The following is a 12,453-nucleotide window of genomic DNA, read 5'->3' as shown; positions in this document are numbered from 1 at the left end:
TCGACTGCGGGCCCTTAGGTGCTCTCGCCAATGTGAAGCTTGCCAGTGATGAAGGCTATTCGGCGGATTGATTTTTGGTATACCATAATACGGAATATCTGCAAAACTTTTCTCTCCAGCGGTCGCACATTCACTTCACAAGGAAGGCGAGCTAGATGAACATAAAACAAAAATTGATCCTGGCCTTTGCGGTGATCGCCAGCCTGCCAGTCATTCTGGTGGCAGTGATGATCATCCTCAACGTGCGCCATGAGGCACGGGACGGCTTTATCGACGGTAGCGAACGCGAGATTCGCCAGGTCGACAATGCCATGCAATTGTTTTTTGAAGGTATCAGTCAGAACGTCGCCTACCTGGCGGCGCATCCGCAGTTGCAAAGTATCAACGGCGATGTGAAACGCTATCTGGCCAGCGACGCCGCCCAAGTCGCACTCGGCGAGCGCGATCAGCAGTTGTTCAAGCTGTTCGAGGGCCTGGCCAAGAGTCATTCGGCCTACACCTACCTGTCACTGGGTACTGAAGATGGCGGCTATGTATTCTGGCCGGGTGACCCGAAGCTGGCGAGCTACGACCCGCGCACCCGGCCCTGGTACAAGACGGCCATGGCGCAACCGGGCAAGACCCTGCGCACCGAGGCGTATTACTGGGCCGCCGATGACGTGGTGCTGGTCAGTACTGTGCGAAGCTTCAATGACCGCCAGGGCAACGCGAGCGGGGTGGTGAACATCGATGTTTCCCTCAAGCAACTGACCGACCTGGTCAAACAGATCAAGCTGGGTGACAGCGGCTACCTGATGTTGATGGAAGCCAATAACACCGTGTTGGTGGACCCGAATGACCCGTCTCACAACTTCAAGAAACTTAGTGAGTTGGGCGAGGGTTACCGGCAGTTGAGCGAGGCTGGGCAGGGCCTGGTGCAGGTCGAGTTGGCAGGCGAGCGCTACATGGCGTTTGTCTGGCCGTCCAGGGCATTGGGCTGGCGGTTTGTCGGGGTGGTGCGGGAAAGTGAAGTGATGGCCGGCGCGGCGCGCCTGACCTGGCTGATCGCGGCGATCGCCCTGGTGTGTGCCGTGTTGTTTGCAGTGGTGGGCGCCTGGTTTGCCGGGCTGATCGTCAAGCCGATTCGTGGTGTGGCCAGCGGCCTGGAAGGCATCGCCCAGGGCGAAGGAGACCTGACGGCGCGCCTGCCGGTAAAAGGGCGAGACGAGACGGCACAACTGGCCGGCTGGTTCAACCAGTTCCTCGAAGCGATCCGCACGCTGATCCAGCGCATCGGCCAGGCGGCCGGGCAGATCCACAGCAGTTCGGGGAGTGCCATGGAGGTCTCGGTGGAAATGGCTGAGGTCGCCTCACGCCAACGGGAGGCCGTGGACATGGTGTCCACCGCGTTTCATGAGATGGTCGCCACCTCCAATGAAGTCGCGCGCTCCTGCAGCCAGGCCGCCGACTCTGCCGACAACGGACAGCGCCAGGCGCACACCGGCCAGCAGCAGATCGACGCAGCAGTGAGCAGCGTAGGGCGCCTGAGTGAGGAAATCGGCCACTCCGCCCAGTCCATGGAGCAACTGGAAAAAGACAGCAACGACATCCAGTCGATACTCGGCACCATCCGCTCCATCGCCGAACAGACCAACCTGCTGGCGCTGAACGCTGCCATCGAAGCCGCCCGAGCCGGTGAACAGGGGCGTGGTTTTGCCGTGGTGGCAGACGAAGTGCGGGCCCTGGCCAAGCGTACGTCGGACTCCACCGGCGAGATCGACGGGCTGCTGGGCAACCTCGCCCGGCGTACCCATCAGATGGGTAAACAAATGCATGCCAGCCTGGAGGTGTCCCAGGAAACGGTGGTGTCGATCAACGACGCACGGGCCAGTTTTGGGTTGATTCGCGAGTCGGTGGACGTGATCCGCGACATGAATACGCAAATCGCAACGGCTGCCGAAGAGCAGCACCAGGTGGCTGAAGACATCAATCGGCACATCAGCCAGATTCACGGGGATGCACAGTTGGTGGCGAGCCTGGCTGATTCCACGCGCCAGGATGCGCAGCAATTGACGACGTTGTCTCAGACGTTGAATCAGTTGGTCAGCCGCTTCCGCACCTGACCGGTGGGCGCCCGGGCTGCCGGGCGCCTGCAACGGTAACGATCAGGCAATGGCGGGCAGGGCGCCCATCTTGCCGTGGCAATACACCAGTGGCCCGGCGTTCTGCCGGGGCACGATCAGGTTCTTCACCGCACCGACCATGATTGCATGGTCACCGCCTTCATACTCACGCCACAACTCGCACTCGATCACCGCCGTGGCATTGGCGAGGATCGGGTTGCCCAGTTCACTCAACGTCCATTCGATGCCCTGCGCCTTGTCTTTGCCCTTGCGCGCAAAAGCATAGGCTTCGCTTTGCTGCCCACCGGACAGCACATGAATGGCAAAGCGCTGGTTCTTGATCAGCACCGGATAGGAGTCGGAACTGTAGTTGGGGCAGAACAGCACCAGGGCCGGCTCCATGGACAACGAGCTAAACGCACTGGCGGTAAGTCCGACTATCTGCCCGTCATCATCGAGCGTGGTGATCACGGTGACTCCGGACGGAAACGAACCCATCACTTGTTTGTAGATGGCGGCATCGATCATGGGACGGTCCTCGTAGGGTGAAGCGGATTTTATAGATTTGTAGGTCTGATGGTATACCGTAATACAATCTAATCAAGGTCTTTTTCAGGCGGCCGATGAACGTTGACCTTTGGTCTTATAGCCAATGAATACGGGGGTTAGCCCGCTGAATGAAGAGGGGCCGTGTGGCACAATAGCGGATCAGATGCGTGCCAGGACTACGGATCAGTCTTGTGAAAATGTTGGAATACCATAATATGGTGTTCGTATGGGGGTGGCCAGAGAGCTCCCCCGGTTTGGCGTCAAACAACTATAAGATCAGACAAACGCGAGTTCATTTCCATGCCCCAGATGTCCCGGCAAGATCCCCTGATCGAGAATCACACGGTCGATTACGTCCCCCTCGCGGAGCGCCATGGAAAGGCCCGCGACCTGTTCACCCTATGGTTCAGCACTAACATTGCACCGCTGCCCATCGTCACCGGCGCTATGGTGACTCAGGTGTTCCATCTCAACCTGGTGTGGGGGCTGCTGGCGATTGCCCTCGGGCACATGCTCGGCGGTATTGTCATTGCCCTCGCGTCGGCCCAGGGCCCGCGCATGGGCATCCCGCAGATGGTGCAGAGCCGGGGTCAGTTCGGGCGCTACGGAGCGCTGCTGATCGTTTTCTTCGCGGCCCTGATCTACATTGGCTTTTTCATCTCCAACATTGTGCTGGCGGGCAAGTCCATCGTCGGCATCGTGCCGTCGGTACCGGTGCCGGCCAGCATCCTGATCGGCGCGCTCAGCGCCACGGCCATTGGCGTGATCGGCTATCGCTTTATCCATACCCTGAACCGCATCGGCACCTGGGTGATGGGCAGCGCATTGCTGGCGGGTTTCCTCTACATTTTTTCCCACGACCTGCCGGCAGACTTCCTCACCCGTGGCGGCTTCAATCCGGCCGGCTGGCTGGCGACGGTGTCGTTGGGAGTGATCTGGCAGATCAGCTTCTCCCCCTATACCAGCGATTATTCGCGCTACCTGCCGGCTGATATCGGCATCACCCGACCCTTTGTCGCCACCTACCTGGGGGCCACTCTCGGCACCATTTTGTCGTTCTCCTTTGGCTTGGTCGCCGCCCTGGCGACACCCGAAGGCACTGAGGCGATGGTCGCGGTCAAGCAAGCCACCGGCTGGCTGGGGTCGATCCTGATGGTGCTGTTTCTGCTCAATATCATCAGCCACAACGCCCTGAATCTGTATGGTGCGGTGCTGTCGATCATCACCTCGATCCAGACCTTCGCCAGCCAGTGGACACCCGGCATCAAAGTGCGTGTGGTGCTGTCCAGCGTGGTGCTGGCCGGATGCTGCGTGGTGGCATTGGGCGCGTCGGCGGACTTCATCTCGCAATTTATCGGCCTGATCCTTGCGCTGCTATTGGTGCTGGTGCCGTGGGCGTCGATCAACCTGATCGATTTCTACATCATCAAGCGTGGCGCCTATGACATTGCGTCGATCTTTCAGGCGGACGGCGGGGTTTACGGACGCTTTAACCTGCATGCGATCGTGGCGTATTTCATCGGCATCATCGTGCAACTGCCGTTTGCCAATACGTCGCTGTACGTGGGGCCATGGGCCAATCTGGTAGAGGGCGCAGACCTGTCGTGGCTGGTGGGGTTGGTGGTGACGTGTCCGCTGTATTACTGCCTGGCGACGCGCGAGCATAGCCGGAAGATGAGGACGGTAAAGTTGGGCTATACCGACTGATCATCGAATGAACTGAAATGCCCGGCCAATGCCGGGCATTTTTTTATCTGCAGTTAAGGCCTGCCGATGCAGCCGTATCCTTGTAGCAAGCTGGCTTGATGATCAATGACATCCGGCCAGGTCCAATGTTAGCAGGCAAAAAAAGGCCGCCACAACCCGACGTTGTGGCGGCCCAAGGGTGACTCAACGGGCGCCGGCGGCCTTGTTCAGATCGCTTTCAGCCCATGCGGTATAGACGCAAGCATCCGCCGTGGCCCAGCGCACGCGCACCGGGTCGCCGGCCTTGAGTGGCATGCCCGCAGCAGACAACGCCTTGACTGTCATCGAGGTGCCGCCAAGGGTTTTCACGGTGCAGGTCTGGCTTTCGCCGAGGAACAGCACCTCGCCTACAATCGCTGACACCTCATTCCAACCCGCCGCCAATGCCTGCTCGGTAGCTTGCTCGACACTCAGCGCCAAGGCTTTTTCCGGGCGTACCATCAACAGCACCTCCTGCTCGGTTTGCAAGCCGCTGGTCAGGCGGATCGACAGCGATTGGCCTTCAAACGATGCCACCGCATTCCCCTGCGCCTTGAGCTTGAGGAAGTTGGAGTTACCGAGGAACGAGGCTACAAACGCATTTGGCGGGTTCTGGTACAGGTCGTAGCCACTGCCCAGGCCGACAATCTTGCCGTGGCTGAAAATCGCGATGCGCTGGGACAGGCGCATGGCTTCTTCTTGGTCGTGGGTTACGTAGACGATGGTGATGCCCAGGCGCCGATGTAATTGGCGCAGTTCGTCCTGCAGGTCTTCACGCAGTTTTTTGTCGAGGGCGCCGAGGGGTTCGTCCATCAGCAGGATGCGCGGCTCGTACACCAGCGCCCGCGCGATGGCGACGCGTTGCTGCTGGCCGCCGGAGAGTTGCGAAGGGCGGCGATGGGCAAATTGCTCAAGCTGCACCAGCTTGAGCATGGCGTCGACGCGCTTCTCGCGCTCGGCGCTGGCCAGTTTGCGAATCGCCAGGGGGAAGGCGATGTTGTCGCGCACCGACAAATGCGGGAACAGCGAGTAACGTTGGAACACCATGCCGATGTCGCGTTTGTGCGGCGGCACATTGACCAGGGATTGGCCGCTCACCAGGATCTCGCCGCTGCTTGGCGTTTCAAAGCCTGCGAGCATCGACAGGGTGGTGCTTTTGCCAGAGCCGCTGGAGCCGAGGAAGGTCAGGAATTCGCCGTCCTTGATGTCCAGCGAGATGTTATCCACGGCGGCAAATTCACCGTAGTACTTGTTCAGGTTGCGCAAGCTGACCAGGGGTTGGCCATGGTTTTGCGCGGTATCTTGGATCACTGCACTCATGTCTTGCTCCTGGGCGCTCAAGCGCGGGTTTCTGTGCGCCGGCGAAGGGCGGCGGCGATGACCATGACGAGCACCGAGAGGCCGATCAGCAACGTCGAGGCGACGGCAATCACAGGCGTCAGGTCCTGGCGCAGGGTGGTCCACATTTTTACGGGAAGGGTTTGCAGGGTCGGGCTGGCCATCATCACGCTGAGCACCACTTCGTCCCATGAGACGAGAAAGGCGAACAACGCGCCGGCCACCATTCCCGGGCGAATCGCCGGGAATGTCACCTTGAATACGGCCTGCAGGCGCGATGCGCCGCAGATCACCGCCGCATCTTCAATCGATTGGTCGAACAGCTTCAGCGAGTTGATGATCGAGATAATGGTGAACGGCAGCGCGACAATCACATGGCTCACTACAAAGGCGAACATCGTGCCGGTATAGCCGAGCTTGAGGAACAGTGCGTACACCGCCACCGCGATGATCACCAACGGCACGATCATCGGCAGGGTGAACAGGCCGTAGAGCAACTCGCGGCCAGGAAATCGCCCACGCACCAGGGCAAATGCGGTGGGCAGGCCCAGCGCCACGGCGAACACGGTGGTCAGTACCGCAACCTTGAGGCTCGCTACCGCCGCGTTCATCCAGTCGGCATTGGAGAAGAACTGGCCGTACCATTTCAGCGTCCAGCCCGGTGGCGGGAACACCAGCCATTGGGACGAGCCGAACGACAGCAACACGATGAACACGATCGGCAACAGCAAGAACAGGCCAATCATGCCGGTGGTGGTGTAGAGGCCCAGGCGCATCCTGCGGCTCATGGCATTGGAAGTCAGGAGCATGACGGCTTACCTCGCGTTGCTGGCGCCAACCGGGGATTCCGGCTGAAGCTTCAGGTAGAAGTAGAACAGCACCAGCGTGATAAAGATCAGCAATGCGGCGCCGGCACTCGCCAGGCCCCAGTTGAGGAACGACTGCACCTGCTGGATGATGAACTCAGGCAGCATCATGTTCTGCGCGCCGCCGAGCAGCGCCGGGGTGACGTAGTAACCGAGGGACATCACAAACACCATCAAGCCGCCGGAAAACAACCCCGGTCGGCACAGCGGCAGGAACACCCGGAAGAAGTTGGTCCAAGGGCTGGCACCGCAGATGGAGCCGGCCTGCAGGATCATCGGGTCGATGGCCTGCATGGTTGCCTGCAATGGCAGCACAATGAACGGGATCATGATGTAGCTCATACCGATCACCACGCCGGTCAGGTTGTGCACCATCTCCAGCGGCTGGTCGATGATGCCCATCGCCATTAGTGCCTTGTTGATCACCCCGGAGGCTTGCAGCAATACCAGCCATGAATAGGTGCGGGCGAGCAGGCTGGTCCACATCGACAGCAGCACGATGTTCAGGATCCAGCGCCCCCAGCCGCGTGGTACCAGGGTAATCACCCAGGCCAGCGGGAAGCCCAGCAACAGGCTGAACAGGGTCACCAGGCCGGCCACCGAAAAGGTATTGAGCAGTACCCGGGCGTATGCCGAGTTAGCGAACAGTTGCTCATAGTTGCCAAGGCCCGGTACGGGCTCCAGCACGCCGCGCAGCAACAGGCCGATCAGCGGCGCGAGGAAGAACAGGCCGAGGAACAGCAGCGCCGGGATCAGGTTGCTCGACCCCCGCCAGCGCTGCGCCAGGGATGGCGCACCTGGTTTGCAGGAAACTGCGCCAGCAACGCCGAGGGCGCTCCCGGTCGGCGTGGTTGCCGTCATTTTCATTTGACTAGCCATTCATTCCACCGTGTCGCAATGGCCGGACCGTTCTTGGCCCAGTAGGCGAAATCGAGGGTGATCTGGTCCTTGGCATACGCCGTCGGCAGGTTGGGCGCCAGCACTGAGTCCAGGCGCTGCACACTGTCGATGTTCACCGGTGCATAAGCGGTCAGGTTAGAGAAGTCGGCCTGGCCCTTGGCGCTGCTGGCACTGGCCAGGAACTTCATCGCCGCGCCTTTGTTTTTGCTGCCTTTAGGCACGACCAGGATGTCCGCCATCACCAGATTCTGTTTCCAGCTTACGCCTACGGGTGCGCCATCTTCCTGCAGGGCATGAATGCGGCCGTTCCAGAACTGACCCATGCTGACTTCGCCCGAGGCCAGCAGTTGCTGGGACTGTGCGCCGCCGCCCCACCAGACGATGTCTTTCTTGATGGTGTCGAGTTTCTTGAAGGCGCGGTCCAGGTCCAGGGGGTAGAGCTTGTCGGCGGGAACGCCGTCAGCCAGCAGCGCCAGTTCGAGTACGCCAGGGCTTGGCCATTTGTAGAGGGCACGTTTGCCGGGGTAGGTTTTGGTGTCGAACAGCGCGGCCCAGTCCTGTGGCTTGCCAGCGCCGAGCTTGCCCTCGTTGTAGCCGAGTACGAAGGAGAAGAAAAACGAGCCGACGCCATGGTCGGAGACAAACCGCGGGTCGATCTTGTCGCGCTGGATCACCGAAAAATCCAGGGGTTCGAGCAGCCCTTCAGCGGCGGCGCGCAAGGCGAAGTCAGCCTCCACGTCTACCACGTCCCACTGCACGTTGCCGCTCTCGACCATGGCCTTGAGCTTGCCATAGTCGGTGGGACCGTCCTGCACCACAGTGATCCCGCTGGCCTTGCTGAAAGGATCGGCCCACGCCTGCTTTTGCGCATCCTGGGTGCTACCGCCCCAGCTCACGAAATTGACGCTTTCGGCCGCCAGGGCCGCGTGAGTGGCCGTGGCCAGCAAACCCGCGAACAGCATCGCGGTTGCACGTTTGTTCAACACCATTTTCACGCCCTCATTTGTTTTGTTATTGAGCGGGCCTGGTAATGCCCGCCTATCGGGAGCAGTAGGTCTCTCGAAGCCTCTATTGCGAAGCCTCAAAAGTCGACCGTACCAAGGCTTGTTACTGGCGCTATCCCTGGCATGCGCACTTGGCAAAAGTACTCGGTCGATGGAATATCATATTATGGTATTCCAAGCTTTGTGCAAGCACTTTGCCTTACCGGTTATCCGTCATTCGGTGAACGGAATGCTTTCCACCACCTCCAGGTCGTAGCCTGTCAGCCCGGCGTATTTCAGCGGAGGGCCAAGGTGGCGCAGCTTGCAGACGCCAAGGTCCTGCAATATCTGCGCGCCGGTGCCGACTTCCGAATAGATCCGCGACTGCGAACGGCTGAACTGGCGCGGCGTCTGGGTCAACTGCGGGACGCGTTCGAGCAGGGCCTGGGAGGATTCATGATTGGCCAGCACCACCACCACGCCGCTGCCTTCTGCGGCGACGCGTTGCAGGGCGGCCCATAAGGTCCAGTTGGAGGGGCCGCTATACTCGGCGCCCACCAGGTCGCGCAGCGGGTCGATCACGTGCACGCGCACCAGGGCGGGCGTGTCGCGGTGTAACTGCCCCATGACCATCGCCATGTGCACGCCGCCATCAATGCGGTCCTCAAAGGTGATCAGGCGGAACGTGCCGTGCACTGTGGGCAGGTCGCGCTCGCCGATGCGCACTACGGTGCGCTCGGTACTGAGGCGGTAGTGGATCAGATCGGCGATGGTGCCGATCTTGATCCCATGCTTGTGCGCGAACACCTCAAGGTCAGGGCGACGTGCCATGGTGCCGTCATCGTTCATCACTTCGACGATCACCGAGGCTGGTGTGTGCCCGGCCAGGCGCGCCAGGTCGCAACCGGCTTCGGTGTGCCCGGCGCGCGTCAACACGCCGCCATCCTTGGCGCGCAACGGGAAAATATGCCCCGGTTGCACGATGTCGGCCGGCCCCGCATCGGCATTCACGGCCGCGGCCACCGTGCGCGCCCGGTCGGCGGCGGAGATGCCGGTAGTCACGCCGGTGGCGGCTTCGATGGACACGGTAAACGCGGTGCTGAACACGCTGCCATTGCTCGGCACCATCTGCTGCAGGCCGAGGCGCTGGCAGTGTTCGTCGGTGAGGGTCAGGCAAATCAGGCCACGCGCTTCCCGGGCCATGAAGCTGATAGTCTCGGCGGTGCAGCACACCGCGGGCAGCAACAGGTCGCCTTCGTTCTCCCGATCCTCGTCGTCCACCAGGAGCACCATTTTGCCTTGGCGGTAGTCTTCGATGATGTCTGCGATGTTGTTGAAAGACATGGTGGCTGCTCGATTTATTGGTTGTATGTATTATGGTATACCACAAAACCAAGCAAGAGGATGTCACGATGAAGGCTTACTGGATTGCCCATGTAAATGTGTCCGATGCAGAGCAGTACACGCAGTACACCCAGCGCGCGCCTGCGGCCTTCGCGAAGTTTGGCGGGCGCTTCCTGGCCAGGGGCGGGCGCAGCGCCGCGATGGAAGGCGGGCCTGCCAGGCAACGTAATGTGGTGATCGAGTTCGACAGCTACGAGCAGGCGCTGGCCTGTTATGAGTCTGCGGAGTATCAGGAGGCAAAGGCGCGTCGTGAAGGGGCGGGCGAGGCGCAGATCATCATCGTGGAAGGGCTGGTGCCTTAGGGGTATCAGGCATACATCACATTTTTGATCCGTGTCGGGTCTGACGATCAGCGGATGAAGTGAATCTTGCCGCTGTCGTCGTTACCGATGTAGATGCCATACACCCCAGCCTGGCGTTCCTCGATATAACGCTCGAGGATCTGCCGGATCGCCGGGTAGTAGATGCTGTCCCAGGGAATGTCCTCGGGCGCGAAGAACTTGTAGTCGAGGGTCTCCGGCCCGAACTGGCCGGTGATCTGCAGCGCGATGGCGCGGAAGATGATGTACACCTCGCTGATCTTTGGCACGCTGAAAATCGAGTAGGGCGAGAGGATCTCCGCGCGTACGCCGCTTTCTTCCCAGACTTCGCGTAGTGCGGCCTGTTCAGTGGTTTCGCCACCTTCCATGAAGCCGGCCGGCAGCGTCCAGGTGCCAGGACGCGGCGGGATGGCCCGCTGGCAAAGCAGATATTTGCCGTCCTGCTCGATGATGCAGCCGGCGATAATCTTCGGGTTGATGTAGTGGATGTAGCCGCAGCCCCGGCACATCAGGCGCTCATGGGTATCACCCGGTGGCAGCTGGTGACCGAGGTCACTGCTGCCACATGTCGGGCAAAAACTGGGGCTGGGCATGGTCAGTGACCTATGCGCGGTTCTTTGAGGGCGATGGGCAGTGTGATCTCGGGGATCTTGCCGGTCTCTTCCTGCTTGCGCTTGAGGTAATCCAGGGCCACGGCGGCGGCGGCGCGCACGTGGTCGACACAGGCCTGGTGGGCGGCGAGCGGGTCGCCGCTCTTGATCGCCTGGACCATACGCTCCATTTCCTGGTTGCTGGTACCGCGACGGTTTTCCTGGGATACCGAGGTCGCGCGCAAGTAGCTGATACGTGCCTGCAACTGACGCAGTTGGGTGGCCGCCACGTGGTTGCCGGAGCCTTCGAGCAACACGTCGTAGAATCCTTGTACCGAATCAATGACCTGTTGCAGCTCACCGTCCTTGAGGGCCTTGCGGTTTTCCTCGAGGGCTTTTTCCAGTGCCTTGATGTCCTTGGCCTTGGCGCGCAGGGTGAACAACTGCACGATCAAGCCTTCGAGCACGCAACGCAGTTCATAGATGTCGACGGCATCGGCCAGGGTGATGATCGCCACTTGCGGGCCCTTGGCATCGGCGAACTCCACCAGGCCTTCGGACTCCAGGTGACGCAAGGCTTCGCGCACCGAGGTGCGGCTGACGCCGAGGCGGTCGCAAAGGTCGCGTTCCACCAGGCGGTCACCCGGCAGCAGTTGGAAGTTCATGATGGCGCTGCGCAGTTTTGCCAGCACGATTTCGCGCAGGGTGACCGGGTTGTGATTGACCTTGAAGCTGTCGTCGAGTGGCAGGCGTTTCATGGGGGCTGCTCTGAATGTTGCGGTTAACTGGAGGCCTCGGCGTCGGTTTCGGCGAAGGCTTCACGGGCCAGTCGGAAACTGTCCACGGCGGCGGGAACCCCGCAATAAATGCCGACCTGAAGCAGAATTTCGCGTATTTGTTCACGACTCAGCCCGTTACGCAAGGCGCCGCGCACGTGCAGCTTGAGTTCATGGGGCCGATTGAGGGCCGAAATCATCGCCAAGTTTATCATGCTGCGTTCTTTAAGCGACAAACCCTCACGGCCCCACACATGGCCCCAGCAGTATTCGGTGACCATCTCCTGCAGGGGGCGAGTGAAGTCGTCGGCGTTCTCGATCGAACGTTGCACATAGGCTTCGCCCAGCACTTGCGTACGGATTTTCAGGCCCCGTTGGTACTTGTCGTCGCTCATCAATCAGCTCCTCAGGCCAGGGTGGGCAGCGGGCCCAGCTTGCCCTTGTGGTAGATCATCGGTGTGACCGGTTGCTCGGGCAGGATCAGGTTTTTCACCGCTCCGACGATGATCGCGTGATCGCCACCGTCGTATTCGCGCCACAACTCGCACTCGATGATCGCCGTTGCCTTGGCCAGCAGCGGATTGCCCAGTTCGCTCAAGTGCCACTCGATGCCCTTGGCCTTTTCCTTCCCCTTGCTGGCAAAGGCATAGGCTTCGGCGGTCTGGTCGGCGGACAGCAAATGAATCGCAAAGCGCTTGCTGTCGCGCAGGATCGGATAGGTGTCCGATGCATAGTTGGGGCAGAACAGGACCAGTGCCGGGTCGATCGACAGCGCACTGAATGCGCTGGCGGTGATGCCGACGATGCCGCCATCCGGGTCGAGGGTAGTGACGACCGTCACCCCGGACGGGAATGAACTCATGACGTCTTTGTAAATGCCGGGTTCGATCATGGTCGGGG

13 protein-coding genes and 1 pseudogene are annotated in these 12,453 nt (G+C 60.6%); 4 read left to right on the top strand and 10 right to left on the bottom strand.

Annotated features, from left to right (window positions below; genetic code table 11):
* Positions 1 to 155: 155 nt before the first annotated feature.
* Together HX815_RS31990 and HX815_RS31985 are read left to right on the top strand one after the other, a co-directional pair.
* Positions 156 to 1,244: pseudogene (locus tag HX815_RS31990) on the top strand (cache domain-containing protein); the annotation flags it as partial.
* Between the two features lie 72 nt (positions 1,245 to 1,316).
* A complete protein-coding gene (locus HX815_RS31985; RefSeq protein ID WP_371132958.1) occupies positions 1,317 to 2,102 on the top strand; it encodes a methyl-accepting chemotaxis protein in 786 nt (261 codons plus the stop codon).
* A 42-nt stretch (positions 2,103 to 2,144) separates the two neighbouring features.
* Here the strand turns inward: HX815_RS31985 and HX815_RS21205 are convergent, their stop codons facing one another.
* A complete protein-coding gene (locus tag HX815_RS21205) occupies positions 2,145 to 2,630 on the bottom strand; it encodes a flavin reductase family protein (protein WP_087694309.1) in 486 nt (161 codons plus the stop codon).
* Positions 2,631 to 2,951: 321 nt separating this feature from the next.
* Here HX815_RS21205 and HX815_RS21200 point away from each other — a divergent pair, with 321 nt between their 5' ends.
* Positions 2,952 to 4,358, top strand: a complete 1,407-nt coding sequence (locus HX815_RS21200; RefSeq protein ID WP_087694308.1) for a cytosine permease — start codon at positions 2,952 to 2,954, stop codon at positions 4,356 to 4,358.
* A gap of 183 nt (positions 4,359 to 4,541) precedes the next feature.
* Here HX815_RS21200 and HX815_RS21195 read toward each other — a convergent pair whose 3' ends face one another.
* From HX815_RS21195 to ribBA, 5 genes are all read right to left on the bottom strand, one after another.
* Entirely contained in the window at positions 4,542 to 5,696 is a 1,155-nt protein-coding gene (locus HX815_RS21195) for an ABC transporter ATP-binding protein (protein ID WP_177028832.1), read from the bottom strand.
* 17 nt (positions 5,697 to 5,713) lie between these two features.
* Positions 5,714 to 6,523, bottom strand: coding sequence for an ABC transporter permease (locus HX815_RS21190; protein WP_087694306.1), 810 nt, complete (start codon positions 6,521 to 6,523; stop codon positions 5,714 to 5,716).
* Between the two features lie 6 nt (positions 6,524 to 6,529).
* Complete coding sequence (locus tag HX815_RS21185) at positions 6,530 to 7,447, bottom strand: ABC transporter permease (protein WP_168197505.1); 918 nt, start codon at positions 7,445 to 7,447, stop codon at positions 6,530 to 6,532.
* The gene (locus HX815_RS21180; protein ID WP_087694314.1) at positions 7,444 to 8,469 is read right to left on the bottom strand and encodes an ABC transporter substrate-binding protein; all 1,026 of its coding nucleotides are present in this window, start codon (positions 8,467 to 8,469) and stop codon (positions 7,444 to 7,446) included. Before HX815_RS21180 ends, HX815_RS21185 begins: the two co-directional genes overlap by 4 nt.
* A gap of 228 nt (positions 8,470 to 8,697) precedes the next feature.
* Positions 8,698 to 9,807, bottom strand: a complete 1,110-nt coding sequence (gene ribBA, locus HX815_RS21175) for a bifunctional 3,4-dihydroxy-2-butanone-4-phosphate synthase/GTP cyclohydrolase II (RefSeq protein ID WP_087694304.1) — start codon at positions 9,805 to 9,807, stop codon at positions 8,698 to 8,700.
* A 68-nt stretch (positions 9,808 to 9,875) separates the two neighbouring features.
* Here ribBA and HX815_RS21170 point away from each other — a divergent pair, with 68 nt between their 5' ends.
* A complete protein-coding gene (locus HX815_RS21170; protein ID WP_087694313.1) occupies positions 9,876 to 10,169 on the top strand; it encodes a DUF1330 domain-containing protein in 294 nt (97 codons plus the stop codon).
* 47 nt (positions 10,170 to 10,216) lie between these two features.
* Here the strand turns inward: HX815_RS21170 and HX815_RS21165 are convergent, their stop codons facing one another.
* Genes HX815_RS21165 through HX815_RS21150 form a run of 4 tightly spaced genes read right to left on the bottom strand, consistent with a single transcriptional unit; the run spans position 10,217 to position 12,445 of the window.
* Complete coding sequence (locus tag HX815_RS21165; RefSeq protein WP_087694303.1) at positions 10,217 to 10,780, bottom strand: NUDIX hydrolase; 564 nt, start codon at positions 10,778 to 10,780, stop codon at positions 10,217 to 10,219.
* Positions 10,781 to 10,782: 2 nt separating this feature from the next.
* Positions 10,783 to 11,535, bottom strand: a complete 753-nt coding sequence (locus HX815_RS21160) for a GntR family transcriptional regulator (protein WP_087694302.1) — start codon at positions 11,533 to 11,535, stop codon at positions 10,783 to 10,785.
* 23 nt (positions 11,536 to 11,558) lie between these two features.
* Entirely contained in the window at positions 11,559 to 11,948 is a 390-nt protein-coding gene (locus HX815_RS21155; protein WP_087694301.1) for a carboxymuconolactone decarboxylase family protein, read from the bottom strand.
* 11 nt (positions 11,949 to 11,959) lie between these two features.
* Positions 11,960 to 12,445 (bottom strand): flavin reductase family protein, encoded by a 486-nt coding sequence (locus HX815_RS21150; RefSeq protein WP_010567340.1) that lies wholly within the window; start codon positions 12,443 to 12,445, stop codon positions 11,960 to 11,962.
* Positions 12,446 to 12,453: the final 8 nt, after the last annotated feature.

It is taken from the genome of Pseudomonas sp. E6002 (assembly GCF_013385565.1).
Lineage (GTDB): Bacteria > Pseudomonadota > Gammaproteobacteria > Pseudomonadales > Pseudomonadaceae > Aquipseudomonas.
This window is presented reverse-complemented; position numbering and strand designations above follow the sequence as displayed.

Excerpts from the sequence above, each read along its gene's own strand:
- HX815_RS21185 (WP_168197505.1), bottom strand. The coding sequence starts at position 7,447 with ATGAAAATGACGGCAACCACGCCGACCGGGAGCGCCCTCGGCGTTGCT.
- HX815_RS21150 (WP_010567340.1), bottom strand. The coding sequence starts at position 12,445 with ATGATCGAACCCGGCATTTACAAAGACGTCATGAGTTCATTCCCGTCC.
- HX815_RS21190 (WP_087694306.1), bottom strand. The coding sequence starts at position 6,523 with ATGCTCCTGACTTCCAATGCCATGAGCCGCAGGATGCGCCTGGGCCTC.
- HX815_RS21195 (WP_177028832.1), bottom strand. The coding sequence starts at position 5,696 with ATGAGTGCAGTGATCCAAGATACCGCGCAAAACCATGGCCAACCCCTG.
- HX815_RS21165 (WP_087694303.1), bottom strand. The coding sequence starts at position 10,780 with ATGCCCAGCCCCAGTTTTTGCCCGACATGTGGCAGCAGTGACCTCGGT.
- HX815_RS31985 (WP_371132958.1), top strand. The coding sequence starts at position 1,317 with ATGGAGGTCTCGGTGGAAATGGCTGAGGTCGCCTCACGCCAACGGGAG.
- HX815_RS21155 (WP_087694301.1), bottom strand. The coding sequence starts at position 11,948 with ATGAGCGACGACAAGTACCAACGGGGCCTGAAAATCCGTACGCAAGTG.
- HX815_RS21180 (WP_087694314.1), bottom strand. The coding sequence starts at position 8,469 with ATGGTGTTGAACAAACGTGCAACCGCGATGCTGTTCGCGGGTTTGCTG.
- ribBA (WP_087694304.1), bottom strand. The coding sequence starts at position 9,807 with ATGTCTTTCAACAACATCGCAGACATCATCGAAGACTACCGCCAAGGC.
- HX815_RS21160 (WP_087694302.1), bottom strand. The coding sequence starts at position 11,535 with ATGAAACGCCTGCCACTCGACGACAGCTTCAAGGTCAATCACAACCCG.
- HX815_RS21205 (WP_087694309.1), bottom strand. The coding sequence starts at position 2,630 with ATGATCGATGCCGCCATCTACAAACAAGTGATGGGTTCGTTTCCGTCC.
- HX815_RS21200 (WP_087694308.1), top strand. The coding sequence starts at position 2,952 with ATGCCCCAGATGTCCCGGCAAGATCCCCTGATCGAGAATCACACGGTC.
- HX815_RS21170 (WP_087694313.1), top strand. The coding sequence starts at position 9,876 with ATGAAGGCTTACTGGATTGCCCATGTAAATGTGTCCGATGCAGAGCAG.